The following is a 25,150-nucleotide window of genomic DNA, read 5'->3' as shown; positions in this document are numbered from 1 at the left end:
TATCCATCCATTTCCCGGGCAATTTAAAGCAGGAGAGATTTCGCATAAAAATTGTTGACATTCCGTAGGGTTCTTTGTATAATCATATTTGTGCTCAGGAATGACGCGGGGTGGAGCAGGGGTAGCTCGTCGGGCTCATAACCCGAAGGTCGCAGGTTCAAATCCTGCCCCCGCAACCAAATGAAAACCAAAGGGGAAGGGTAGCAGGTAAGTTTCTACATTCTGCCCTCCCCTTTTGAATGTGGCGGCGTAGCTCAACTGGTTAGAGCGTACGGTTCATACCCGTAAGGTTGGGGGTTCGAGACCCTCCGCCGCTACCAAGGAAGGCGAGGTTGATCCCCAATTCAGGGAAACATTCGCCTTTTTTTATTTACCTTGAGAGGGACTCCTGGGTTGGGAGATCCACTGTAAGGGAATCCTAAATGATGAGGCCGGCTTGCTGTGTAAACAGCAGGTGTAGGAGTGGTATTGTGGATGTATCCATAAAAAAGATCAAATTCACGACGATCAATAAGACCTACACTGAGTTGGTACGGGATTGGCGGGGACGTCACTGCTTTGCTACCCAGTACGCCAACCCTGACGGAAAACGGATTTTTCTTACCTGGTACTTCGTGAAGAAGGGGTATACCATCTCCAAGGTATTTCTTAAATCAGGGGAATTCCTCTATTATTACTGTGATGTCATGGAGATGCGCCAGGTGGGGAGACTCCGATACGTAATGGTCGATCTTTTGCTTGACTTGATCGTCTACCCAGATGGTCGCTACCATCTGATCGATGTTGATGAGTTTTCCCATGCGATTGAAAAAGGGCAATTAAAAAAAAGGCAGCAAGTACACACCTTACAAACCCTTGATAAAATGATTCGAATGCAGACCAACCGTACCTTTATTCCGCGATATATCCACGAAGCTACCATGTTTTCCCTTTCGGACTCCTCGCAAACAAAAGCGAACAGGATGAACGATTCCTAATAGCGGATGATGCAATCCGTAAGGATTCTGTGGTTGTGATCGTGAAACCGCCTGATAACTAGGTGGTTTTTTTTTATGATTTTTGTCATCCGTTGGTTTGAAAAAGATGTTTTTTTCACCAGTTTTGTCGCAGAAGGGAGGTTTTCGTGTCTCATCGACAGAGTGGGACACGGGTTGCCACGTGAAATTCGAGAAGAGAGGGGAATGTTTGTGCGTCTATAAAGGTGGGATTTTTTCTTTCTTCCATATGAGCAATCAAGATCAAAACGAGAATGATAAATTGTCGGAAACTTTTTTTAAATTAGCAGTCATTGTGACAAACTTATCGACCTCATCCCCGCTATAATCAGAGCCACACGAATCGGACAAGGGGTGGATGAACATGCAAACGTGGCTTTCGCAATTGGGATCGGTAATGAGTCGACCAAATGTCAAAGAGAAACAAGAGACATCCAGACGAAGACTTAAGTTAATCGCATCGTGGAATATTCCTGTACTTATCATGGGTTTTTTATTAGGCAGAGCGATGATATTAGACACTGTCTCCCCTTTCGCGGTGGCCTACATGGGGGTGATTATGCATCTTTATCGAAGGCAATGGCCACTGGCGATGATTGCTCTTATTTTGGGAGCGTCGACCCTTGGATTAACCCAAGTGGCTTGGATTACAGGTGTTCTTATCTGGTTGCTTATGATGCAAAAGCTTTTTACCCTCATGGGAAAGGGGCAACTCAATTATTCGCCCTTTGTGGTGTTGGCTACCAGCGTAGGGGCCCACCTGCTTCGCCTTTACTTAGAAGGTTGGACCCCTTATGGAGGGATCATGGCGGGTGTGGATATTTTACTTTCATTCATCCTCACCTTTATCTTTGTTCAATCTCTTCCGCTCTTCACGGTTCGAAGGCGAAAATTTTCGCTCCGACATGAAGAAATTATCTGTTTGGTGATCTTAGCAAGCTCAGTTGTGACTGGAACACTCGGATGGAATATTGCTGATATGTCGGTGATCAACGTAGTTTCTCGCTATCTCATCATGCTATTAGCGCTAGCAGGTGGGGGAATGCTTGGCGCTTCAGTGGGTGTGGTAACCGGGATGATTATGAGCTTGTCCGATGCGAAGGCACTCACCCAAATCGGTTTGCTTGCCTTTGCGGGTCTATTAGCGGGATTGTTTCGCGAAGGAAAACGGTGGGGAGTTGCACTGGGGTTTTTGCTAGGAACCTCGATCTTGGCCCTGTATAGTGGGGGGATGGCTGAGATTTGGACGTCCTTGCGGGAATCGGTGCTTGCGATGATTCTCTTCCTGATGACACCTAGATGGGTGTTACAAGCAATGGGGCGATTTATCCCTGGAACGTCAGAAAATGAGGCATCTCAGCAGGAGTATGTTCGTCGTCTACGTGACGTAACGGCTACGAAGGTGGAACAATTCCAAGAGTTGTTTAGTGAATTATCGAAAAGCTTTCGTGAAGATGCCAATCGAGCGATGCGTAAGGATGAAAATCATATGAACCGCTTCATTGATGAAGTGGCAGAGCGCTCCTGTAAGTCCTGCCATTTATATCGGCAGTGCTGGGAGAAAAATTTTGTTGCCACTTACAATGGGATGACGGATCTGATGGCGCGCGTGGAAATGAATGGGGTGGAGGAGCCGATCAGCATCCCGCGTTCTTGGTCCGATCACTGTGTGAAAGGAGAACGGGTCCTCGAGCTAATTCAAGAGGAGTATGCCTCCTATGAACAGGATTTGTTGTGGCGAGAGCGGATGAAAGAGTCGAAACGGTTGGTCTCCGAGCAACTGGATGGCGTTTCAGGGGTCATGGCGGATCTGGCCAAGGAAATTCGAACCGAAACCCAGGTGATGGCAGCCCAAGAGGAGCAAATTCATCAGGCGCTTGAAGACTTAGGACTTTCAATTCAACGTGTTGAAGTGATCAATTTAGAGGAGGGTAGGGTGGAAATTGAAGTCGTTATGCCTCATAGTGATGCGTTGGATGAGTGTCACAAATTGGTTGCACCGTTGCTGACTGAGATTGTGGGCGAGCCGATTACGGTTCAACGAAAAATGGTCCAGGGGCGATCTGCAGGCACCTCTGTCACACTTGGATCGGCACAGCGCTTTGAAATTAAGACAGGGGCAGCAGGAGCAGCGAAGGGAGGGCAATGGCTTTCGGGGGATAGCTATTGCTCCATGAACGTGGGGACTGGGAAATTCGCTGTCGCTTTAAGCGATGGGATGGGAAACGGAACCCGGGCCCAAGAAGAATCAAGTGCAGCGTTAGCTTTGCTTAAACAGTTGTTAATGGCGGGAATGGATGAAGAAAAGGCGGTGACCACCATCAATTCCATTCTCAGCCTACGCTCGACGGACGAGATGTTTGCTACGATTGATCTGGCGATGATCGATTTAAATTCGGCAAACTCTCGCTTTCTAAAAATCGGTTCCACCCCAGGATTTATCAAGCGGGGAAATGAGGTGATTGGCGTATCGGCGGGAAATCCACCCCTTGGCATATTACGCAATATTGAAGTGGATGCGTTGGATATGGAGTTGATGCCTGGGGATCTATTGATCATGGTAACCGATGGGATTTATGATGCACCCCGCTTTATGTCCAATCGGGAAGCACATTTAAAACGTCTGATTGCGGATATTGATACAAAAGATCCTCAAGGGTTTGCCGATTGTTTATTAGAAAAGGTGGTACGTCATCACGAGGGGGAAATCGATGATGATATGACAGTCCTTGTGGCACGAGTCGAGCGACATGTACCTGAGTGGGCAACGATTCGCATGCCGGGCGTGGGGCGCCTTTCACGGAAGCATGTGGCAGGATTGTGACGTTTGTAAGTTAGAAAGCACCAAAAATTGAATCAGGGAGAAAAAAAGATTACAATTGTCAGTAAGATTTCAGGGGGAAAGTTTATGCTTGAAATGGACGAAGCGGGGTATATTACCCGGGGATGGATCCCCCGGGTTTTATTGCTATTCATGGGGTGGGGTTGAACGTGTTACAAGAGATGAAGCGATGGATCGATGAACATCACTTACTTCCGGGAGGAAGTCATGTGATGGTGGGGGTTTCTGGGGGGGCAGATTCCCTTGCATTGCTCCATGGATTAAAGGAGCTAGCCCACGATTATCAATGGCGGTTAACAGCGATCCATGTGGAACATGGTCTGCGGGGGGCGGAAAGTGAAGCGGATGCACAATTTGTGGTGCAGACCGCAAAGCGGTGGGGGATTGCTGTCTTTGTAGAACATGTAGACGTCAAAGGGGCGTTAAGGGAGCAGGGGGGCAATAAGCAGGAGCTCGCACGAAAAATGCGGTATGACGCTTTTGCACGTATAGCGAAACAACAAGCGGTGGATGTACTTGCCCTGGCTCATCAGGCAGATGACCAGGTGGAAACCGTATTGATGCGAATTTTGCGGGGAACGTCTCCAGCGGGTTTGGTGGGTATTCCACTCCTTCGTCCATGGAGGGACATCCAGCTTGTTCGCCCTTTGTTGGGGGTATCGCGGGAAGCGATTGAGGCTTACTGCTTGGAAAATGGACTAACTCCCCGAGAGGATGCCAGCAATCAGGACATTCAGTTTACTAGAAACCGGGTTCGTCTAGAGTTATTACCCATGTTAGCCACCTACAACCCGCGTGTTCGTGATTCCATCCTGCAATTGTCCAAACTTGCCCAAGCAGAATCGCTTCATTGGCAAGTGCTGGAGGAGCAGGCGAGGGCAGAAGTTGTGGTAAGTGAGAGGGACGGATGGATTACCCTCGATATTCAACGCTTGACTGCCTTGGATATTGCTTTACAAAGAAGGGTGATTAAACTAATATTAAATTGTCTTGTGAAAAAAGAAACAAATCTTTCGACCCACCAAGCTGTAGAAGGGATTCGAAGTGTAATAATCGGATCCAACCCCGCGGCGTCGCTTCATCTACCTGGGGAGATGAAAGCGGAACGGGAGTACGGTTGGCTTCATCTATTTAGGAAATCCCAGGAGCGATCCATCCCCTACTACCCCCCTTTTTCGTCCCCGTTGCCCCTGCAAATTCCGGGTAGGACTGAGCTACCTCAAGGCACTTTCCGTGCTTGGACGAGTACTCAACCGGTTTCTGTGGAGCATGGAATGGATTATGCCGTTTTTGACCGGGAACAATTGCAAGGTGCATTAACGGTGCGATCCCGTCGTCCTGGTGACCGAATGTGGCCGAAGGGTCTTCATGGTAGGAAGAAGGTAAAGGATATTTTGATTGATGCCAAGGTACCGAAGCGAGAAAGGGATTCCATCCCCTTCGTCTTTCACGGAGATGAGATTATTTGGATCCCAGGGCTTGTCCATTCTCAGTGGGCACCAGTTGATCAAGATACCAAAACATACCTTACCCTATCCTGGAAATGGAGTAGTTGAGTAGAGTAGGCATCGCGGTTGCACTGCATACATATTTCGTTCAGGAGGTTCCCCCATGCATGATGACATCCAAGAGATCTTATATTCCGAAGAAGCGATCCAGAGTAAAGTGAAAGAGTTGGGCGAGCTACTAACACGTGACTATAAAGGGAAAAACCCATTGTGTATTTGTGTGTTAAAAGGTGCTGCTCCTTTCATGGCTGATCTGGTGCGTCAGATTGACACCTACCTGGAGATGGATTTTATGGCGGTTTCAAGCTACGGTGCATCGACGCAATCCTCTGGGGTTGTTCGGATTATTAAAGATTTGGATACGCCAGTTGAAGACCGTCACGTTCTCGTGATCGAGGATATCATCGACAGTGGCTTAACGTTAAGTTATCTACTGGAACTATTGCAAGGGAGGAATGCCGCCTCCACGAAAGTGGTTACACTATTAGATAAACCAAGTCGTCGTACTACCGGTCTGAAACCGGACTACTCAGGCTTTCAAGTTCCTGACGCCTTTGTTGTAGGATATGGGCTAGATTACGTGGAGAAGTACCGCAACCTTCCTTACATTGGTGTATTGAAAAAAGAGATCTACACGGATCCAGTTTGAGTGAGTTGTGACCCCATTTTCGCTATGGTAAAATGATGAAAGTGGTATCTTGAGAGGAGGTCAAGGATGAAAAGCATCTTCCGGAACTCCGGATTATATATTATCCTCATCCTTGTCTGCGTCGGGATTGTAAACATTGTATACAACCAAGGGACGGGGACAGACGAGTTAACCTATACCAATTACCAGAAGAAACTGTCCTCTGGACAAATCTCTGAAGTTACTGTACGTCCGGAGGGTAACACATATCACATTGAAGGTAAGTATAAATCCGATCCGAAAAAGACGTTTATCACCAACGGGCCTTATTCGGTAGGTAGTAATGTTGTTGCTGATTTAGAAGATGCCGATAAGAAATTTGGCACGAAAACGAAATTTAATCCATCGAAGGGTCAATCCCTTTGGCTTACTTTCTTTACTTCGATCATTCCCTTTATCATCATTCTGTTGCTATTCTTCTTCTTGATGAATCAGGCTCAGGGTGGCGGGAACCGTGTCATGAACTTCGGGAAATCGAAGGCCAAGATGTACAATGAAGAGAAGAAGAAAGTGACCTTCGGTGATGTTGCAGGTGCGGATGAAGAGAAGGCGGAGTTAGTTGAGGTCGTTGATTTCTTGAAGGATCCACGGAAGTTTGCGGCGGTGGGCGCACGTATTCCTAAGGGTGTGCTTCTCGTTGGACCTCCTGGGACAGGGAAAACCTTAATTGCTCGTGCAGTTGCTGGTGAAGCAGGTGTACCCTTCTTCAGTATCAGTGGTTCCGACTTTGTAGAAATGTTTGTCGGGGTGGGTGCATCCCGTGTTCGCGATCTTTTTGAGCAAGCGAAGAAAAATGCACCTTGCATTATTTTCATCGATGAAATTGATGCAGTGGGTCGCCAACGTGGAGCCGGTCTCGGTGGTGGTCATGACGAACGGGAGCAAACCTTGAACCAACTTCTCGTTGAGATGGACGGGTTTGGTGCCAACGAAGGAATCATTATGATTGCTGCGACCAACCGCCCCGATATTCTTGACCCTGCCTTGTTGCGTCCGGGTCGATTTGACCGTCAAATTACTGTTAACCGCCCCGATGTGGTGGGTCGGGAAGCTGTTCTTAAAGTACACGCGCGTAATAAGCCCCTTGATGATGAGGTGCGACTTGACAAGATCGCTCAACGTACCACTGGATTTACAGGTGCTGATCTTGAGAACCTGTTGAATGAAGCCGCTCTCTTGACGGCTCGTCGACAAAAGAAAAAGATAACGATGGCAGAGATCGAAGAAGCCATCGACCGTGTTATTGCTGGACCGGAGAAAAAATCCCGTGTGATTAGCGAACAAGAGAAGAAGACGATCATCTACCACGAAGGTGGTCATGCTGTCGTCGGTTATTTCCTTGAACACGCTGATACGGTGCATAAGATTACGGTTGTCCCCCGTGGGCAAGCAGGTGGCTACGTGGTGATGTTACCGAAGGAAGATCGTTTCTTGATGACCAAAAGTGAGCTTTTGGATCGGGTAACGGGACTCTTAGGTGGTCGAGCTGCTGAAGAAGTCGTCTTTAATGAGATCAGTACAGGCGCTCATAATGACTTCGAAAAAGCGACAGCCATTGTTCGCAGCATGATTACGGAATACGGTATGAGTAGTCGTTTGGCTCCGATGCAATTTGGCAGGAACCAGGGAGGTCAAGTCTTCCTGGGCCGCGATTTCAATTCGGAACAAAACTACTCAGACGCTGTTGCCTATGAGATCGATCAAGAAATGCAAGAAATGATTACGGCTTGTTACAACAAAGCGAAAGAAATCCTGACGGAAAAACGGGATGTTCTTGAGTTGGTTGCACAAACCCTTTATAAAAAGGAAACCTTGGATGTGGATGAGATTAAACAGCTGATGGAGAATGGGAAATTGGATAAACCAATTGAGACTGACTCCGATGTATCAGTGAACATTCAAGGGAAGGACGAAAAAGGTGAAGAACCAGCACCTGGACCGTTGGAACAGGATGTAGATGGTAAAAAACCGGAAGATCCTAAGGATGAATAAAGGGGAACACACAAAAAGGGATGCCCATAACGGGCATCCCTTTTTGTGTGTCTTTTTCTCACGCTGGACTTTGTTTTTCAGCAGGATGTGAGTGGAGTCAAAATGGGGGGTAGGAGCCCTTGGGAGAAGCTTTTAGGGACAACCACCTTGTAAGAGAAACGGTCCGGTATTTCTCTTCAAAAACCCTTATGGCTAGTATTCTAGCAACTTCGGGTGCCATGGGATATACCACAGCAAATCCGATATCGTTATGCCCAGTTTATTTTGAACATCCATCACATCAGCTTCCTTGTCCATAGCAATTTCCTTGGGTTGATGGTAGTTTCCGCTAGGATGAATCAGGCTGACTCATTCATTAATGATTTTTTCTTTTGAGGATATGGAATCCAGGATGTTTCGAAAGCTTCGTGAGTATGGGGTCCATATCGTGTAATCTAGTTCATTATTCCTAGACAAATTCTTAGGTGAGGTGAAACAAAACTCCCGGTCACCACTTTCATGTTTCAAGTGTTAACCGGGAGTTTTTGATTTTTTGTATATGGTTTGCTGTGAAGCGATGGTCTTGGGTTCCTTCTATCGTTCTTTCTCCTTAACTAGTCCTGTGCAGTCGTTGTCGTGTAGCAAGGGTTCATGGGGGTACGTACTACCAGGAAAGAAGGAAGAACGATTCTCTCTTTGATAAAAAAGGGGAAAGCAGGATGAGCTTTCCCCGTCAATAAATGTATGTGTTTTTTACTTACTGTTGTACTGCAGCAGCAGCGTTTACACGACCGTATTTCCAGTCGGAACCAGTTCCGTCTACTTTGTCTGTGGTGCTTTCAATCGCTTCACGGATTTCATCACCTTTTTTACCAGTAGAAGCTACCAAACCAGCTACGCCAGCTACATGAGGAGTTGCCATGGAGGTACCGGACATTTCTTCATACTTACCACCAGGAACTGTGGAGAGGATGTCTACGCCAGGAGCAGCAACATCAACCCAGTCAGCGCCGTAGTTGGAGAAATCAGCTTTTGCATCGTTCTGATCCGTTGCACCGACACCGATTGCTTTTTCAGACCCACCTGGATAGCTAGGTGTGGAAGAACCATCGTTACCAGCAGCTGCTACAACGACTGCACCTTTTTCAGAAGCGTAGTTTACAGCATCTTCAACGACTTGAGATTTCTCAGGAGAACCGAGGCTGAGGCTGATTACGCTTGCACCCGCATCGGCTGCATCTTGGATCCCTTTAGCTACGGTTTCGTTGTCACCACTACCATCAGCACCCAACACTTTTACAGCATAGATGGTGACTTCAGGTGCGATCCCAGCGATCCCTTCGTTGTTATTAGCAATTGCGCCGATAACCCCAGCACAGTGAGTACCATGTCCTTGGTCATCCATTGGATCTTCATCGTTGTTGATGTAGTCGCCGCCTTTTTCTACTTTCCCTTCAAGCTCAGGGTGAGAGTAGTCGACTCCCGTATCCACAACAGCAACTTTAATGTCTTTGCTACCCTTGGTGGTATCCCAAGCCTCAGGAGCTTTTAAGAGTTGAGGACCATATTGTTTGGAATAGTCAGTATCATTGGGCTCTTCAGCAGTTGCTTTAAAGATGATCTTCTTCTCTGCATAGGCAACATTCGGATCTTTCTCATACTTTTTGATAGCATCCTTCGCGGAACCTTCCACCTTGACGGTTTGGAAGTCCAGTTTTTTGCTACCACCAGTCACTTTTGCTTCAACGGAATCATTAAGTGCTGTCATTTTGGAGCTGGTCGCACCATTTTTGTATTTTACGATGATTTCCGAAGATTTCTCCGGAGTTTGCGCATTGACCTGAGCCAGGGTGGTAAGAACGCCCGCGGAAAGTACGATTGCAGAAACAATAATAGCGGTCTTCTTCATCAAATCACTCCTTGTTGTTGTTGTACCACGTTAAAGTGGTTGATAGTTTCTTATTGTAAATTGTTTATTTTATTTTTCAACAATTTTGAGATAATTAAATTAAAAAAATAACTATTAATCGCTTTTTATTGGGTTTAACAGGTATCGTGAAAAGTCTGAAAGAATCGCGATTGTAAACCCTTTCATCGGTGTTTTTCAGTGTAAATACTGTATTACCAAGGGTTTAACGTGATGGGTTCCAATAGGTTGCATTGGATTGTTCGTTGGTTGGTATAGAAATCCATGTAATGGAGTCAGGAATAACCCGCTTATTAATTGGGTTATTATGTAATAATAAAGGAGTTAATATGTAAAATTCTAGTCTGTTTTCTAATGGAATTAAAGTCGAAATTCCTAGTGAATTCCGCATGATTTCGCGTGATTTGAGCAATTTGAATTCCCTTCTGGGCATTGCTATGATGAAGTTGGACTTTTTTTGGAAAAGCAGGTGGAGCGTCGTGTTGATGGTAATGGATGTTGGGAATACCCATATTGTTTTAGGTTTGTACCAAGGTGCTGAATTGTTGCATCACTGGCGGATTCATACGGACCGTCGTGCGACAGAAGATGAATATGGCATGCGCTTGAAAAGTTTATTTGCCCATGTGGGTGTGGATTTTCATGGAATAAAGGGTGTCGCCATTTGTTCTGTCGTGCCCCCTCTTACTTATGTGTTGAAGACCTTGATCCACAAATACTTTCATCGTGCACCGCTGATTGTGGGGCCTGGAGTGAAGACCGGACTTAACATTCAATATGAAACACCACGCGAAGTAGGAACGGATCGGATCGTCAATTCGGTTGCTGCGATTGAACGATTTGGAGCACCTACGATTGTCGTTGACTTTGGTACCGCAACTACGTTTTGCTTGATCGATGAAAAAAGTCGCTATATCGGGGGAGCGATTACCCCTGGCATACAAGTTTCTACCGAAGCGCTCTATCAACATGCATCCCAATTAACTCGGGTCGAGATTGTTCGTCCTGACAGTGTTGTGGGGCGAAACACGGTTAAAGCGATTCAGGCGGGTGTTTATTTTGGTTATGTCGGTGCAGTCGATGGCATTGTTAGTCGGATGAAAGGGCAACTGACAGAACGCCCGACGGTCGTGGCAACCGGTGGGTTGGCTGAGTTGATTTGTGAAGATACAAAGATGATTGATGAAGTGGCTCCTTTCTTGACATTAGAAGGACTCAATCTGATTTATCAGCGAAATTCCGGGAGTTACTCCTGATCTTTCTAAGTAAAAACGATTGCCTTTGAAAGAAAATGTACCCCTCTTGCACAATTGCAAACACGATGGAGATCATAAGAACGATCCATTTGGTGCCAAACGGCGGTCCTTCAATGGCTTTTCGAAATGAAATTGATTTTGTTGAGTGTAGAATCAATTCGTTGGTGTATGGGGAAGTATTTTTCAAAGGGAATGGATGATAAGTAGAGGTTTATAACAAAGAAGGTAGGGTAGGTTATGAGTAACGATTATGTGATTCGTGGTACAGCATTTGATGGACAAGTACGTGCTTTTGCAGCGGTAACGACCGAGTTGGTTAGCGAGTTGCAACGGCGACATCAGACGTGGCCAGTAGCGAGTGCTGCACTGGGTCGAACAGCCACGGCTGGGGCAATGATGGCGATGATGATGAAAAACCCAACGGATCGATTGACGATCCAGGTGACAGGGGATGGTCCTCTTGGTCAGATCGTAGTCGATGCGGATGCACAAGGACATGTCCGGGGATATGTAGATAATCCTGCTGTCGATCTCCCGTTAAACAGCGTGGGCAAACTGGATGTTGCTGGAGGGGTTGGACAAGGTAGCTTAAACATCATTCAGGATCTGGGATTAAAGGATCCTTATCGTGGAAGTGTTCACCTGGTGTCTGGGGAGTTGGGGGATGACTTTACGTATTATCTTACGGTATCCGAACAAATTCCCTCCGCGGTGGGTGTAGGTGTACTGGTTGATCGGGATGCATCGATCCTCCAGGCAGGTGGTTTTATCCTGCAAATGATGCCTGGAGCAGATGATGCGTTAATCAACGAGTTGGAAAAGCGAATTCAAGGGATGCCCTCGGTGACTCAACAGATGCAGGCCGGTGCTAGAGCCGAAGAGATTTTATATCGCATTTTGGGTGATGAGTGGTCCATGCACCATCGTCAGGAAATCGCCTTTCAATGTCAATGCTCCCAGGATCGTATCGAAGCAACGTTAAAGACCCTTGGCGCGCAAGAATTGACGAACCTTATTGAGGAGCAAGGTCAGGCGGAAGTGATTTGTCACTTTTGCAATGAAGCGTATACCTTCTCAAAAGAGGAATTAGAAAAGTTAAAGCGAGAAGTGGAAGTGGAGTAATCACCGCCATCGTTAGGGTGTTGGATGAGCCTAACTTCCTCCCTGTCATTTTGTAAAGATGATTATCGGCTGCCTCTGATGAATAATCAGGATGGGATCGACCCTGAAAATAATCCCAAGCGATCAGGTAGGAAAAGGCGCGGAACAAGTTGCATTGATTGACAATTGGGGTCTTACTGGATACAATAAACCATATATACCGACCGAACTACTTGGTTATTTATAGAGGAGGATTTTTCATGCGTGTAGCCGATAATATCCTACAATTGATCGGGGAAACCCCCATCGTTAAACTAAATCGGATCGTAGGGAAAGCGGATGCAGATGTCTATCTGAAGCTGGAATACTTTAACCCAGGTAGTAGTGTGAAGGACCGGATTGCCTATAGCATGATTACAGAGGCAGAAAAACGTGGGGATTTAAAACCCGGTTCTACCATTATTGAACCCACAAGTGGGAATACGGGGATTGGCCTCGCGATGGTGGCTGCCGCAAAGGGATACCGTGCCTTGTTGGTCATGCCTGAGACGATGAGTCTGGAACGTCGCAATCTCTTACGTGCCTATGGAGCCGAGCTGGTGTTGACGCCAGGGCCTGAGGGAATGAAAGGGGCCATTGCCAAGGCCGAGGAAATCCAAGCAGAGAACCCGGATTATTTTATGCCTCAACAATTTAAAAACGCGGATAACGTGAAAATTCATGAGGTAACAACGGGTCCTGAGTTGGTTCGGCAGATGGACGGGAAGATTGACGCCTTTGTATCGGGCATTGGTACCGGGGGTACGATCACAGGTGCCGGTAAAGTGCTAAAGGAAAAAATCCCTGGGGTGGAAGTGATTGCTGTAGAACCGAGTGCATCACCGGTTCTCTCTGGCGGACAACCCGGACCCCATAAAATTCAGGGAATCGGGGCGGGTTTTGCACCGGATATCTTAGATACCAACATTTATGATGAAGTGTTAACCATTGATAACGAAGAAGCCTTTACTTGGGCCCGTCGTTTGGCGAAGGAAGAGGGAATTTTAGGAGGCATCTCTTCAGGTGCGGCGATCGCTGCTGCGATGAAAGTGGCTCGACGGCTTGGTGCCGGTAAACGGGTGGTTGCGGTGATCCCATCCAATGGGGAACGTTATCTAACCACTGAACTTTATCAATTTGGAGAAGAATAAACGGAAAAGAGAGCCTAAGGGGCTCTCTTTTTTAATCGACGAGTGATTATTTGTTGGGGTTGTAACCAAATTGAATCATCCGTTGATACATGCTCTTATCTTTTAAATGCTTAAAGAAATTGATCGCAGGACTTGCGATGGGTTGTGGGTTGGCTTCTATAATCCAGATCTTTCCGCGCCGATCTAGGGCTAAATCCATGCCGATTGCTTTACATACTGGCGAACGGCCAACCATTTTAGAAGCACGGAGACTAATTTGACTCATACTTTTCATAAGCTGTGGCACCGACACAGGACGATCAAACTTCGCTAAGGAAATCGCCTGCTGTGTAGGAATCACGGCGCCGCGACTTCGTTCCATATTGGTGATGAAGTATCCCTTCCCTGCGATTTTCGCAAGGTGACCGGTAATCACCCAAGGGCTATTTACCTGTCTTCTCTGAACCATAAATCGAATATCAATCGGTGAATGATTCACACTGACTAAAGGAATTCGATTCTGAATCAGATACTTCGTCCCTCCGATAGGGATGAAACGTTGGAGTAAACGTTCCAAAGCGACTTTTCCATTGGCCACTTTCTTTTCTTTCCCGTAGCGCAGTTCGTATTGGTGGGGAGATTTACGAAGGATATGAAAGACTGCGTAGCCACCCGTACCTCCCGAGGGTTTTAATATGACAGATGGATAGCGTTGGAACATGCTCCACATGACTTTGGGGCTCCATAGATAGGTTTCGGGCAAGGTAGAAGCCAATAGTTTATCGCGCATGAGCCTTTTATGCAGTTCCCACTTATAACCGACTTGAACCATTTGACGACTCCTTTGCTGGGAAAATCATTTTTCTTGCTACATTCCATGAGACAGGTATCTTATCTTATGTTGTGAGCATACAAAGTGATAGGATCACTTACCCAGGAAGGGGTCTGAACCAATACAAAATTTACTCCTTAAAGTCGGGCGGTTTGATGACCCAGCACTCCCTTACCAGGATTGATTGATGGCAACGCTTTTTTGCTCCCAGGCACCTCCTTCCTTTTTCCAAAAATAAGATGATCAACAAACCTGATTGGAAGTGATTATCCAGCAGGGGACTCTTTTTTCAGGTTCGATTTTGGTGTAAACTATTGGGAAGGATATCCCCTTCTATATGAAGGTGAGATTGCATGGTTCATAGTCAGTAAGAAGGCTCGTTGTAGTAGAGCAGAGACGAGAATAGATGAGAGGAGACGAGAAAAATGATTTTAGTCATCGACAACTACGATTCATTTACGTATAACTTAGTGCAATATTTGGGTGAGCTGGGTGAGAAGATGGAGGTGCATCGCAACGACCGTATCTCCTTAGAGGAAATTGAGGCACGCTCCCCGGATGCGATCCTGATTTCCCCAGGTCCAGGCAATCCAGACGAAGCGGGGATCAGTTTGGACGTAGTTCAGCATCTCTCTGGGAAGATCCCAATATTAGGGGTCTGCTTGGGGCACCAAACGATTGCCCAAGCTTTTGGCGGTTCTGTTGTGCGGGCTGAACGACTGATGCATGGCAAAACTTCGCCGGTATATCACGATGGGAAGACTCTTTTTAGAGGGCTTTCCTCTCCATTTCGCGCCAATCGATACCACTCGCTCATCGTGGATCGGAAAAGCATTCCCCCTGAATTTGAGGTGAGTGCTGAGACGGCGGAAGGAGAGGTCATGGCGATCCGTCATCGCCATTACCCCCTCGAGGGTGTGCAGTTTCATCCAGAATCGATCTTAACGGAAGAGGGCAAGCGGATGTTGGCCAACTTTATGGAGACCGTTCGTCCGGTTGTGCTTCGTTAAGAAAGAAGGATGGACGCAGAATTGCAGATGGAAGGCATTCTTTTTGAAGTGAAAGGAATCGCCATGAAGGAGAAGGATCGATGTACCGATCGATGGAATCACAATCACAATTTCGAAGGGCCCCTTTTCAAGTGGGCCCTTATCGACTGCCCATTCATGAACGAACCGTCGTGATGGGAATCCTCAACTTGACTCCGGATTCCTTCTCGGATGGAGGAAAGTATAATCGACTGGACGGTGCAGTGGCTCATGCCCAGGCGATGATCGAAGCAGGGGCTGATATCATTGACGTTGGCGGGGAATCCACACGACCGGGACATCAGGTGGTACCGATGGAAGAGGAATTGGATCGTGTCTTGCCCGTCATCGAACGCCTTGCACAAGAAATCGATTGTCCCATCTCGATTGACACCTATAAAGCAGAGACAGCACGCCAAGCAGTAAAGGCAGGGGCGCACATCATCAATGATGTATGGGGAATGAAGAAAGACCCCGTGATGGCCTCTGTCGTTGCCAAGTTCAATGTGCCTGTGATTTTAATGCATAATCGAGTAAAGACAGGGTATCGCCAGTTGATGAACGAGGTATGTCAAGAACTGTTGGAGAGCGTTGCCCTCGCTCGCAATGCAGGTGTAGCCGATGAGAACATCATTCTGGATCCAGGGATTGGATTCGCTAAGTCCCATCAAGAAAACCTGGTTGTCATGAGGCATCTCGAGCAAATTGTTGCCCTTGGGTATCCTGTGCTACTGGGTACGTCACGAAAATCCATGGTGGGGAATACGCTAAATCTTCCTGTTCATCAACGGGTAGAGGGAACCGGGGCAACCGTAGCCCTTGGTATTGCAAAGGGTTGCCAACTGATACGGGTTCATGATGTCAAAGAGATGGTACGGGTAGCCCGTATGACAGATGCGATGGTACGCGCGGTGGTGTGAAAGGAGTGAGGGAAATGGATCGGATCTTTTTTAATAAGATGGCTTTCTATGCATACCATGGGGCCTTTTCAGAAGAGAATCGCCTCGGTCAGCGCTTTCTTGTCGATCTTGAGCTCATGATGGATCTCAAACCGGCGGCGGATACGGATGACCTTGATCGCACAGTCAATTATGCCTCGGTTTATGAAGCGGTGAAGGGGATCGTTGAGGACCATACCTTTGCTTTAGTGGAAACCTTAGCAGAGAGAATTGCTGATCGTCTCCTGACCGACTTTCCTTTGCATGAGGTGATGGTGCGTGTGACCAAGCCAGATCCTCCCATTCCCGGGCACTATGAATCCGTCGGTGTCGAGATTCGTAGGAAACGATCATGACCCATACCGTGTACATTGGTCTTGGAACCAATCTGGGTGATCGCATAGCCAATCTGGTGGAAGCCTTGGAACGGTTGGACCAACATGCAGGTATCCAGGTAACGGCGATTTCCCAGGTCTATGAAACCGAGCCCTGGGGGTTACGCGATCAGCCAGATTTTCTGAATCTATGTGCGGCCCTTGAAACCACCCGTTCACCGCAAGCGTTACTCGATGATCTCTTGGCGATTGAAAGAGACCTTCATCGTGTGCGGGAGGTACGCTGGGGTCCTCGAACGATGGATCTGGATTTATTACTTTATGGAGATGAAAAGATAGAAGAAGAGGGACTTTTGGTTCCCCACCCACGCATGACCCATCGCTCCTTTGTCTTGGTTCCCCTGGCGGACCTTGTACCAAAGAGAATCATTCCTGGCACCAGAAAAAGTGTGACCGAGTGGATGGAAGAAACGATTTCGGGTGAGGACATTCGATGTTTGGGGACGTTGCCTTGGCAGCCCCAACCTCAAGCGTCCCTGGATACGATTTCCGAGCATCATCGGATGTAAAGGGATGGATTAAAAAAGGAGGTGTAGAGGGATGAAATTAAAAATTGGATCCGTGGAAACAAAAAACAATGTGGTGCTCGCCCCGATGGCAGGAGTATGTAACCCCGCCTTCCGCCTCATTGCTAAGGAATTTGGCACGGGCCTTGTTTGTGCGGAGATGGTAAGCGATAAGGCGATCATCCATGGAAATGAACGGACGAAGCAGATGCTCTATGTGGATGAGCGGGAAAAACCCCTTTCCCTCCAAATCTTTGGTGGGGATAAGGATTCCTTGGTGGAGGCGGCCCGAGTCGTTGATCAACATACCAACGCAGATATTATTGATATCAACATGGGGTGTCCCGTACCGAAAATCACTAAATGTGATGCTGGAGCCCGTTGGCTGCTCAATCCAGACAAGATTGAAGAGATGGTTTCAGCGGTTGTTGATGTCGTAGAGAAACCGGTCACCGTAAAAATGCGGATGGGCTGGGATGAAGAACATATCTACGCCGTGGAAAATGCCCAGCGGATTCAGCGGGCAGGGGGGCAAGCTGTTTCCCTCCATGGTCGTACCCGGGTACAGATGTACACCGGAAAAGCCGATTGGGACATTATCCGGCAAGTGAAGGAAGCGGTGGATATCCCCGTGATTGGTAACGGCGATATTCAAACCCCAGAAGATGCCCGGCGGATGCTTGATACAACGGGCTGTGATGGCGTGATGATCGGACGGGCGGCACTGGGGAATCCCTGGATGCTGTATCGCACGATTCATTACTTGACGACTGGGGAGCTGGCACCCGAGCCGAATCCACGGGAAAAAATCGATATTGCCATCCTACACATGGATCGCTTGATTGCCCTGCGCGGGGAAGATGTAGCGGTGCGGGAAATGCGGAAACACGCTGCATGGTATCTACGGGGAATGCGTGGCAGTGCTCGGATCAAGGATCAGGTGAATGAACAAGTCACACGGGACGGCATGGCAACGGTATTAAGTGACTTTGTCGATCGCTTGGAAGAGCAACAAAAGGAAGTACCCGCCTAAGGTTAAGGCGTTTGCCATCGGTTCAAAGTGTAGTATAGTAGTATCATCTTGCCGTCGGGCTCCGACGGCTTTCATCGGTCTAATGTCCTTCATTTTTGCCCATAACGAATGATGACGCGTGAATCGGGCGTATTGCAATTTGGAAAGGTGTGAATCCGACGTGAGTCGAGAAGAAGAACAAGCCCCTTTGCAGGAAGAAGAGCTAAACGAGCTCCTGCAAATCCGGCGCAACAAACTGACCACCTTACGTGAGCGAGGCATTGATCCCTTTGGTCAAAAATTTGACCGCACGGATCTTGCCCAGGATATCGTGTCTGCCTATGGAGAATATTCCAAAGAAGAGCTTGCCGAGAGGAGCCAGCCAGCAGTCATTGCTGGTCGTCTCGTTGCTAAACGGAAACAAGGGAAAGCCTCCTTTGCCCATCTCCAAGACCAATCGGGTCGCATTCAAATCTACGTGCGCAAGGATACCGTGGGTGAGGAACAATACGAAACCTTTACCAGTGCCGATCTAGGGGATTGGTTTGGGATTCAAGGCATTGTCTTTAAGACCAATCGCGGGGAGACCAGTGTCCAAGCCCGTGAACTTACCTTCCTCTCCAAATCCCTGCGGCCGCTACCAGAAAAATTCCATGGCTTAAAAGACGTGGAGATCCGCTATCGCAAACGATACCTGGATCTGATCATGAACCCAGAAGTGAAGGATACCTTTATCGCGCGGAGTAAAATAATTAGTTCCATTCGCCGCTTTCTGGATCAAGAAGGGTATTTAGAAGTTGAAACGCCTACCCTTCATACCATTCCAGGTGGTGCAGCGGCACGTCCCTTTATCACCCACCACAATACCCTCGATATGGAACTGTATATGCGGATCGCGATTGAGTTACACCTCAAGCGCCTGATCGTCGGTGGCATTGAAAAGGTGTATGAAATCGGCCGCGTCTATCGGAACGAAGGCATCTCGACTCGTCATAATCCTGAGTTTACGATGCTGGAACTCTATGAAGCCTATGCGGATTTTCATGACATCATGGATCTGACCGAAAACATCATCACCCATGCGGCAAAGGATGTTCTCGGTTCAGACACCGTCACCTATGCCGGTGAGGAGATTCGCCTTACCAGCCCATGGGCACGCAAACACATGGTCGATCTCATTCAAGAACAAACCGGAGTCGATTTCTGGAAAGTGATGAGCGATGACGAAGCCCTCGCCCTTGCCAAGGAACACGGCATCATAACCAAACCAGGGATGACCTATGGTCACATCGTCAATGAATTCTTCGAGCAAAAGGTAGAGGAGACCCTCATCCAGCCGACCTTCGTCTATGGTCACCCCCTCGAGATTTCACCTCTGGCGAAGAAAAACGCAGATGATCCTCGCTTCACCGACCGCTTTGAACTCTTCATCGTCGGTCGTGAACACGCCAACGCCTTCACCGAGCTCAATGACCCCATTGATCAACGGGAGCGTTTTGAAGCGCAAGTGAAGGAAAAAGCCCAAGGTAACGACGAAGCCCACCCCATGGACGAAGACTTCCTCGAAGCCCTCGAATATGGCATGCCTCCCACAGGCGGCCTCGGAATTGGGATTGATCGTCTCGTCATGTTGCTGACGGATAGCCCTTCCATCCGTGACGTCCTGTTGTTCCCGGTGATGCGGGATCAGGGATAAGTTATAGGTAAATAATTGGATAGTAAAAAGCACCCTTTTGTGAAGAAGGGTGCTTTTTGTTGTGACGACATACCTTTGTAAAGTTTACGAGAGCCTCGAATTGTTTGTTTGCTGAAGGGATTCGGATCGATTGTTATTATTCCACTTGGCCTTATCATTACAATATCTATGATTGCAATTATGGTGAATCCGTGAAACGAATGAATCGATGGAGTCGTTATCCCTTTCAAATAAAGGTAGTTCAACGGTAGAATATGTCATTATATTGATGTTAGGTGCATTACTTGCAGGAGTACTCTTTACAATGTCCGGTGAGCAGAGCTTCGCTGGAATGATAAAGGATAAGGTTTTGGCTGTGATCAACGGAGAAGCATGCCCACATGCTTCGGGTCATAGCTCCTCATCTTCGAACATTCCAAGTAAGAATCCGTCTACTTTTACGAATAGCCATACAAGAAATCATGTCCATAATGGTGAGATATCTGAAGATGCTCAATCCGCTTACTATGGAAAACGGTATGGGAATTGATTGCATAATTAGAAAAATCTCCAGCAACGTGTACAAAAAGATGGCTATAATATTACAAATGTGTCCATTAATCCACATACAGGTGTAAGGGAAGTTGAAGTAGAAATGGTAGGACACGATCCCAAAACAAGAAAGAAATATGAAAATATTAAGCAAGCATTAAAAGATCTGCAGGATCCTAATATCAGTAAGAGCCAAAAAAAGAGATGTAATAAAATTATCCCTCCCAATATGAGAAACACAAATCCAGAGGATGTTGATCCTGAAGTAGAGTCGAAAACCAGTAAAAAAGTGACTAAAACTGTTTATCCAGACCACTATACGGATAAAGAAATTGATGACATGGGAAATCAAGCATTATCGGACTTTTTAAAGGGGAATGGGTCGTTGCCTTACATGATTGTAAAGGGAGACGTCAGGCCTGTGAGGTTTAATTCAAAGGTAAAAGGACCGGATGGCAAGACTATCGAAGTGGAGGGGTATGTGATACCCAGGCCCGATGGGACGGTGGATTATATAGATACCCACTACCCCAAATTTTAATAGTAAGAGGGTAATCTAAAAAGTGAAGGAGGAGATATCGTATGGATGAACGCTTGTTTCGATTTTTAGAAGATAATTATCCAGAGGATGATGATGCAAGTCGTGTATGGATGTATATTACATTATTGGTTGAATATGAAGGTTATAAGATTCAGAACCTTGTACGTGAGTATCATAAGTTTATTGAGAATAAACATGGTGGTACACAAGGTGTTGAAATAATAGGTGATTGGAGTGGAACGATGGAAGCAGGAACGGGGATGAACAAAGCAAAATGCAACGAAGCTTTGCTCCTCAGCCACTGGAAAAAGGTGATGGATGAGTATATTGAAAAGTACGGCGAAGAGTAATTGAGATTTATATCTAAGTTGTCGGTGTATTATACAAAGTAGTTCAAACCGATTGATCATGCCACTATCCAATATGGGTTTGGAAGATTAGGTGTTTGGAACGCTGTCTTTTTGATGTCGCTACAGGATGACTTACACTCTATTAATCTACTACATGTCGAAGTTCTCTAGGAAGCAGAATCGGGATAACAGGTTAGTAGCAAAAGCCCCTTATATAAGGGGCTTTTGTTTATGTAACGATTAAGACGGTTTCGGAATGGATATAGGTAACACTAATATAACGAGACGCAAGAGCTTGAGAACATTCAATCTAAGTAAAGATATTATGCTAAGGTAGGTTAAAGAGATTGGAGGAAATATCTTATGGATGAATGCTTGTTTCAATTTTTAGAAGAAAACTATCCAGAAGATGATGATGCAAGTAGTGTATGGATGTACATTACGTTGTTAGTGAAGTATGAAGGCTATGAGATTCGGGACCTTGTAAGTGCGTACCATGAATTTGTTGAAACAAAAAAGTGTGGTACACAAGGTGTTGAATATATTAGCAATTGGAGCGGAACTATGAAGGGTGGAATAGGGATAGATAAAGAAACATGCAATGAAGCTCTGCTCCTCAGCCATTGGAAAAAAGTGATGGATGAGTATAGTGAAAAGTACGGCGAAGAGTAAGAGAAGCGTTTAATCGAGCATATGACAAGGAATTGGAAAATGACTTAGGTATGGAAAAGAATGTGAATCAACGATAAATAACGATATAAGCGAATAGGGAATGCATAGGGACTTCTGGAAACAGAAATGGGTGGTTGCATGGAACACCCTAAAAAGAAGATTTGTTTTTTGCGCTCATTTTAATAATTTATAAAAGTGGCTAAAATGGTCAACTTGCGACGCACCTATGGTATCCTTTTCGTTAAAAGTAAGATGTACGATAATGTGAGACCTCGTTGTAAGTGTATATTAGCAGATGTAGTGTATTTATCTTTCAATACCTGTAATTTTTATGAATTGAAATCCAATTTATTTTCCAAATCAAGAGTGATAAATGGATATGCAACCCTTACATCCTAACGGAGAGTCTAGTACTTTTGACCTATATCTATCGAATAAAAAATAATTAGCAAGGTACCTAATAGTTTCTGTATGTCCTTAAATGCCCATAAATAAAGGGATTAGGCGATTTTATTAATAAAAGAGTCAACAGAGAACATTAGAAGATGCTCTTCATTTGTAGTTATTTTGACATATTTTTATGATAGCGGTTGATTCTCACCCTCATTCACTTATAATAGTCGATAGAAGGAATTGTTTCCAAAAAAGCAACGGAATTCTTTCAACGGGGTAGACAGGATGATCCAACATCTATTATTTATCGGAACGCTTATTATTCTTCTTTTGGCAACCTGGACGGATTTACGAGAACGATTAATTTATGATCGGTTTGTGCTCTCCCTTCTCGGATGGGGGTTCCTCCTTCATTGTTACGAGCAGTTTACCGAAGGTTCTGTTCCTTGGCTGGAGTATAGCTTGTCAGCGATAGGGGTTTTCCTTGGGCTTGCTGTGATCGCTATCCTGACGGGTGGGCGATCAATTGGTGGTGGGGACATTAAGTTATTTGCTGCTATCGCTTTTGCTTTAGGTTTGGATGCACTATTACTTATTTTCTTTATATCCCATCTTCTTGGCGCATTTTTTGCGATCTTTGCAAAAATAAAACACCGCAAAGATGTGGATCGCAAGTGGGAAATGCCCTTTGCCCCTTTTATATTAGCAGGAGTCATTATTACTTATGGAATGGTTATCTGGATGTAATTTAGATAATGGTCGTTGTTATCTGAATTATTCACCTATAATATCTTAATATTTCTGTAACTATTTTTTTAGTTATTTTTACTTCTATGGATAAGGGTGTTGCTTCGATGCAAGATGCCAAACGTAGAGCGATTATATTCGCTATCTTATCTGTCATATTGGCAGCCGTAGCTGGATTCATGTTTTTGCAGGAGAGTAACGCATTACGAGCGGGGCTAGGTGAAGAACGGATGGTGCTAGTGGCCAAACGTGATATTTCATCTCGTGAGCCATTGCGTCGGACGGATTTTGAAGTCAAGTCAGTGCCTGAGCGGTATTACAAACCCAATCAGGTAGGGGATTTGGAAGAAATCGACGGAAATGTTTCGATTGTTTCTATTACAAAAGGTGATGAGCTGACAAGTAATGTATTACGACCAATAACGGAGTTGGAGAACTCAGAGAAGCGTGTAGTTGAATTGCGTGGATCTGATCGGGTATTATTTGATGATTATTTTCAGACACAAGATCGAGTAGATATAATAGTTTCCTATGCAGAAAATGGCGGAGGATCTACGAAATTTATGTTGAAAGATAAGTTGGTTTTCAGAGTGGGTAGTAAGAATAGTTTTCTTGGTTTAGAACTATCGATGGATGAAGCAAGAAAGTTGGTTGAAGCTGAGAACTTTGCACATTCCATTCGAGTGATTAAAGCACCTCAAAAACAAAAGATATCCGATGAGGGAGCACAACAACAGTCAAACAATAATCAAACGAAACAACAAATAACTCAAGGGAAATCAAATAATTTAAAACCTCAACAAAAATCAAAAACCTCTCCAAACCAGGGAACGGGAAAACAATAACAAAGGGGGGATAGGTAATGAGTGAAGCCGTTAAATTGTTAGTGGTTGATGAGGATGCAACTCATGCTCAAGATATTATTAGTCGTATTGCTAATTCTTTTCCACATTATATGAATATTACCCCCGATGAAGTACGAAGAGAGATTGCACGTTTAGAGCCAGATATAGTGATATTACAAGAGCCAAGGGATGACTCGAACGGATTGCAACTTCTTCATTATATTGTAAATGAGTTGCCAAATTGTCAGGTTGTGTACTTAACAAATAAGAGAGATCCCATAAAAGCACGTGATGTTAGTCGTTCTGGTGCATTTGACATTCTATTTATGCCGGATGAGATTACAGCAATTTTGGATGTACTTAACCGAGCGGTAAAAGCGGGGGAGTTACAAAAAGAAGTAAAAGAAAGGGTATCAGGTGGCTTTACGTGGGGTCGAGGACAAGTAATGACTTTTTATAGCGGAAAGGGTGGTTGTGGTCGTAGTTTAGTTGCAGCAACCCTCGCTCAGACTCTTCAGATGGACTCTAATAGTAGTGTACTACTTGTGGATCTAAACCTCCAATTTGGTGGTGTGGAAACTTACTTAGATGTCGATCATGAGAGGTCAATCTATGATTTGACACCTGTTTTAAAAGAGTTAAATGATAACCACATTCGTAATGTGACCGCAATTGAAAAGGTTTCCCATATGGAAGTTCTAGTAAGCCCTCGGGATGCAGAAATTGCAGAACAAGTTACAGAAGAACATGTACAACGGCTACTGAGAGCATCTCGACTGTATTATGACTACATTTTGGTCGATCTTCCTACAGATATGAATGCGATTAGTTATGCAGCGTTAGAAGAAGCAGATAAGATGTTTTACATTATGTCTCCAGATGCACCATCCATTCGTTCATTTAGTCAAGTGTTAGACTTGTTCGATAAAATTGGGGTCGATCCTGCTGATCGTCTGGAACTGATTTTAAATCGAATTGGTCGCGAAACGGAGCTACGTGATAAAGATATAAAACAGCATTTTGACTTTCCTATCCAAGGTGCATTGCGTGAAGATGCCAAGAAGGTACAACCAGCTATCAACCGAGGAGTTCCTCTTCGGACAACACGTAAAGAAAAACGAGGATCGGTTTTCCTAAAAGATGTGAAAAAATTAGCCGACTCTTTGTTAGAACAGCAGTCCAACCGAACCGCTTCCGCTTCCTAAGG

Annotated in this window: 24 protein-coding genes and 2 tRNA genes; 24 read left to right on the top strand and 2 right to left on the bottom strand. The window is 45.8% G+C overall.

What is annotated here, in order from left to right:
* Positions 1-104: 104 nt before the first annotated feature.
* The 8 genes from CHX35_RS12580 to ftsH all read left to right on the top strand — a co-directional run bounded on the left by CHX35_RS12580 (position 105) and on the right by ftsH (position 8,025).
* Positions 105-179, top strand: a tRNA-Met gene (locus CHX35_RS12580).
* A 64-nt stretch (positions 180-243) separates the two neighbouring features.
* Positions 244-320: transfer RNA gene (locus tag CHX35_RS12575), tRNA-Met, on the top strand.
* A gap of 150 nt (positions 321-470) precedes the next feature.
* Positions 471-977 (top strand): ribonuclease FAU-1 family protein, encoded by a 507-nt coding sequence (locus CHX35_RS12570; protein ID WP_176392072.1) that lies wholly within the window; start codon positions 471-473, stop codon positions 975-977.
* A gap of 75 nt (positions 978-1,052) precedes the next feature.
* Complete coding sequence (locus CHX35_RS17600) at positions 1,053-1,199, top strand: hypothetical protein (RefSeq protein ID WP_176392071.1); 147 nt, start codon at positions 1,053-1,055, stop codon at positions 1,197-1,199.
* A gap of 160 nt (positions 1,200-1,359) precedes the next feature.
* Entirely contained in the window at positions 1,360-3,819 is a 2,460-nt protein-coding gene (gene spoIIE, locus CHX35_RS12565) for a stage II sporulation protein E (protein ID WP_176392070.1), read from the top strand.
* 167 nt (positions 3,820-3,986) lie between these two features.
* Complete coding sequence (gene tilS, locus CHX35_RS12560; RefSeq protein WP_176392069.1) at positions 3,987-5,393, top strand: tRNA lysidine(34) synthetase TilS; 1,407 nt, start codon at positions 3,987-3,989, stop codon at positions 5,391-5,393.
* A gap of 55 nt (positions 5,394-5,448) precedes the next feature.
* On the top strand, positions 5,449-5,994 hold the full coding sequence (gene hpt / locus CHX35_RS12555; protein WP_091837930.1) for a hypoxanthine phosphoribosyltransferase: 546 nt from the start codon (positions 5,449-5,451) through the stop codon (positions 5,992-5,994).
* Between the two features lie 66 nt (positions 5,995-6,060).
* A complete protein-coding gene (ftsH, locus tag CHX35_RS12550) occupies positions 6,061-8,025 on the top strand; it encodes an ATP-dependent zinc metalloprotease FtsH (protein WP_091837928.1) in 1,965 nt (654 codons plus the stop codon).
* A gap of 736 nt (positions 8,026-8,761) precedes the next feature.
* On the opposite strand, the gene CHX35_RS12545 is transcribed toward ftsH, so the two are convergent.
* The gene (locus CHX35_RS12545) at positions 8,762-9,913 is read right to left on the bottom strand and encodes a S8 family peptidase (RefSeq protein ID WP_091837926.1); all 1,152 of its coding nucleotides are present in this window, start codon (positions 9,911-9,913) and stop codon (positions 8,762-8,764) included.
* A 497-nt stretch (positions 9,914-10,410) separates the two neighbouring features.
* On the opposite strand from CHX35_RS12545, the gene CHX35_RS12540 reads away from it, so the two are divergent.
* From CHX35_RS12540 to cysK, 3 genes are all read left to right on the top strand, one after another.
* Positions 10,411-11,187 carry a type III pantothenate kinase gene (locus CHX35_RS12540; RefSeq protein ID WP_176392068.1) on the top strand — a complete coding sequence of 259 codons (777 nt, stop codon included), beginning with the start codon at positions 10,411-10,413 and terminating at the stop codon, positions 11,185-11,187.
* Between the two features lie 237 nt (positions 11,188-11,424).
* Complete coding sequence (gene hslO / locus CHX35_RS12535; RefSeq protein WP_091837925.1) at positions 11,425-12,309, top strand: Hsp33 family molecular chaperone HslO; 885 nt, start codon at positions 11,425-11,427, stop codon at positions 12,307-12,309.
* 239 nt (positions 12,310-12,548) lie between these two features.
* Positions 12,549-13,478, top strand: a complete 930-nt coding sequence (gene cysK / locus CHX35_RS12530; RefSeq protein WP_091837923.1) for a cysteine synthase A — start codon at positions 12,549-12,551, stop codon at positions 13,476-13,478.
* Between the two features lie 46 nt (positions 13,479-13,524).
* On the opposite strand, the gene CHX35_RS12525 is transcribed toward cysK, so the two are convergent.
* Entirely contained in the window at positions 13,525-14,289 is a 765-nt protein-coding gene (locus CHX35_RS12525) for a YheC/YheD family protein (RefSeq protein WP_091837921.1), read from the bottom strand.
* Positions 14,290-14,714: 425 nt separating this feature from the next.
* Here CHX35_RS12525 and CHX35_RS12520 point away from each other — a divergent pair, with 425 nt between their 5' ends.
* The 13 genes from CHX35_RS12520 (at position 14,715) to CHX35_RS12460 (ending at position 25,148) form a co-directional block, all read left to right on the top strand.
* The gene (locus CHX35_RS12520; RefSeq protein WP_091837920.1) at positions 14,715-15,299 is read left to right on the top strand and encodes an anthranilate synthase component II; all 585 of its coding nucleotides are present in this window, start codon (positions 14,715-14,717) and stop codon (positions 15,297-15,299) included.
* 80 nt (positions 15,300-15,379) lie between these two features.
* Entirely contained in the window at positions 15,380-16,237 is an 858-nt protein-coding gene (folP, locus tag CHX35_RS12515; protein WP_176392067.1) for a dihydropteroate synthase, read from the top strand.
* 14 nt (positions 16,238-16,251) lie between these two features.
* Positions 16,252-16,611: a dihydroneopterin aldolase gene (gene folB, locus CHX35_RS12510; protein WP_091837918.1), complete on the top strand. Its 360-nt coding sequence runs from the start codon at positions 16,252-16,254 to the stop codon at positions 16,609-16,611.
* Complete coding sequence (folK, locus tag CHX35_RS12505; RefSeq protein ID WP_091837916.1) at positions 16,608-17,159, top strand: 2-amino-4-hydroxy-6-hydroxymethyldihydropteridine diphosphokinase; 552 nt, start codon at positions 16,608-16,610, stop codon at positions 17,157-17,159. The genes folB and folK overlap by 4 nt, the downstream gene beginning before the upstream one ends.
* Before the next feature lie 31 nt (positions 17,160-17,190).
* Positions 17,191-18,189 carry a tRNA dihydrouridine synthase DusB gene (gene dusB, locus CHX35_RS12500; RefSeq protein ID WP_091837915.1) on the top strand — a complete coding sequence of 333 codons (999 nt, stop codon included), beginning with the start codon at positions 17,191-17,193 and terminating at the stop codon, positions 18,187-18,189.
* A gap of 160 nt (positions 18,190-18,349) precedes the next feature.
* Entirely contained in the window at positions 18,350-19,864 is a 1,515-nt protein-coding gene (gene lysS / locus CHX35_RS12495; protein WP_091837913.1) for a lysine--tRNA ligase, read from the top strand.
* A gap of 304 nt (positions 19,865-20,168) precedes the next feature.
* Complete coding sequence (locus tag CHX35_RS12490; protein WP_091837911.1) at positions 20,169-20,393, top strand: hypothetical protein; 225 nt, start codon at positions 20,169-20,171, stop codon at positions 20,391-20,393.
* Between the two features lie 105 nt (positions 20,394-20,498).
* On the top strand, positions 20,499-20,936 hold the full coding sequence (locus tag CHX35_RS12485; protein ID WP_091837910.1) for an EndoU domain-containing protein: 438 nt from the start codon (positions 20,499-20,501) through the stop codon (positions 20,934-20,936).
* 41 nt (positions 20,937-20,977) lie between these two features.
* Complete coding sequence (locus tag CHX35_RS12480; RefSeq protein WP_091837908.1) at positions 20,978-21,286, top strand: hypothetical protein; 309 nt, start codon at positions 20,978-20,980, stop codon at positions 21,284-21,286.
* A gap of 363 nt (positions 21,287-21,649) precedes the next feature.
* Positions 21,650-21,958 carry a hypothetical protein gene (locus tag CHX35_RS12475; protein WP_091837907.1) on the top strand — a complete coding sequence of 103 codons (309 nt, stop codon included), beginning with the start codon at positions 21,650-21,652 and terminating at the stop codon, positions 21,956-21,958.
* 678 nt (positions 21,959-22,636) lie between these two features.
* On the top strand, positions 22,637-23,098 hold the full coding sequence (locus CHX35_RS12470; protein ID WP_091837905.1) for a prepilin peptidase: 462 nt from the start codon (positions 22,637-22,639) through the stop codon (positions 23,096-23,098).
* A 107-nt stretch (positions 23,099-23,205) separates the two neighbouring features.
* Positions 23,206-23,943 (top strand): SAF domain-containing protein, encoded by a 738-nt coding sequence (locus CHX35_RS12465; RefSeq protein WP_091837903.1) that lies wholly within the window; start codon positions 23,206-23,208, stop codon positions 23,941-23,943.
* A gap of 17 nt (positions 23,944-23,960) precedes the next feature.
* Positions 23,961-25,148 (top strand): CpaE/TadZ family protein, encoded by a 1,188-nt coding sequence (locus CHX35_RS12460; RefSeq protein ID WP_091837901.1) that lies wholly within the window; start codon positions 23,961-23,963, stop codon positions 25,146-25,148.
* Positions 25,149-25,150: the final 2 nt, after the last annotated feature.

Source organism: Marininema halotolerans (genome assembly GCF_900116235.1).
In the GTDB taxonomy this organism is placed as follows: domain Bacteria; phylum Bacillota; class Bacilli; order Thermoactinomycetales; family DSM-45169; genus Marininema; species Marininema halotolerans.
The sequence above is the reverse complement of the archived record's forward strand: the minus strand, read 5'-3'. Positions and strand labels throughout refer to the sequence as shown.

Excerpts from the sequence above, each read along its gene's own strand:
- CHX35_RS17600 (WP_176392071.1), top strand. The coding sequence starts at position 1,053 with ATGATTTTTGTCATCCGTTGGTTTGAAAAAGATGTTTTTTTCACCAGT.
- spoIIE (WP_176392070.1), top strand. The coding sequence starts at position 1,360 with ATGCAAACGTGGCTTTCGCAATTGGGATCGGTAATGAGTCGACCAAAT.
- hpt (WP_091837930.1), top strand. The coding sequence starts at position 5,449 with ATGCATGATGACATCCAAGAGATCTTATATTCCGAAGAAGCGATCCAG.
- ftsH (WP_091837928.1), top strand. The coding sequence starts at position 6,061 with ATGAAAAGCATCTTCCGGAACTCCGGATTATATATTATCCTCATCCTT.
- CHX35_RS12545 (WP_091837926.1), bottom strand. The coding sequence starts at position 9,913 with ATGAAGAAGACCGCTATTATTGTTTCTGCAATCGTACTTTCCGCGGGC.
- hslO (WP_091837925.1), top strand. The coding sequence starts at position 11,425 with ATGAGTAACGATTATGTGATTCGTGGTACAGCATTTGATGGACAAGTA.
- cysK (WP_091837923.1), top strand. The coding sequence starts at position 12,549 with ATGCGTGTAGCCGATAATATCCTACAATTGATCGGGGAAACCCCCATC.
- CHX35_RS12525 (WP_091837921.1), bottom strand. The coding sequence starts at position 14,289 with ATGGTTCAAGTCGGTTATAAGTGGGAACTGCATAAAAGGCTCATGCGC.
- CHX35_RS12520 (WP_091837920.1), top strand. The coding sequence starts at position 14,715 with ATGATTTTAGTCATCGACAACTACGATTCATTTACGTATAACTTAGTG.
- folP (WP_176392067.1), top strand. The coding sequence starts at position 15,380 with ATGTACCGATCGATGGAATCACAATCACAATTTCGAAGGGCCCCTTTT.
- folB (WP_091837918.1), top strand. The coding sequence starts at position 16,252 with ATGGATCGGATCTTTTTTAATAAGATGGCTTTCTATGCATACCATGGG.
- folK (WP_091837916.1), top strand. The coding sequence starts at position 16,608 with ATGACCCATACCGTGTACATTGGTCTTGGAACCAATCTGGGTGATCGC.
- dusB (WP_091837915.1), top strand. The coding sequence starts at position 17,191 with ATGAAATTAAAAATTGGATCCGTGGAAACAAAAAACAATGTGGTGCTC.
- CHX35_RS12490 (WP_091837911.1), top strand. The coding sequence starts at position 20,169 with ATGTCCGGTGAGCAGAGCTTCGCTGGAATGATAAAGGATAAGGTTTTG.
- CHX35_RS12485 (WP_091837910.1), top strand. The coding sequence starts at position 20,499 with ATGGTAGGACACGATCCCAAAACAAGAAAGAAATATGAAAATATTAAG.
- CHX35_RS12480 (WP_091837908.1), top strand. The coding sequence starts at position 20,978 with ATGGATGAACGCTTGTTTCGATTTTTAGAAGATAATTATCCAGAGGAT.
- CHX35_RS12475 (WP_091837907.1), top strand. The coding sequence starts at position 21,650 with ATGGATGAATGCTTGTTTCAATTTTTAGAAGAAAACTATCCAGAAGAT.
- CHX35_RS12470 (WP_091837905.1), top strand. The coding sequence starts at position 22,637 with ATGATCCAACATCTATTATTTATCGGAACGCTTATTATTCTTCTTTTG.
- CHX35_RS12465 (WP_091837903.1), top strand. The coding sequence starts at position 23,206 with ATGCAAGATGCCAAACGTAGAGCGATTATATTCGCTATCTTATCTGTC.
- CHX35_RS12460 (WP_091837901.1), top strand. The coding sequence starts at position 23,961 with ATGAGTGAAGCCGTTAAATTGTTAGTGGTTGATGAGGATGCAACTCAT.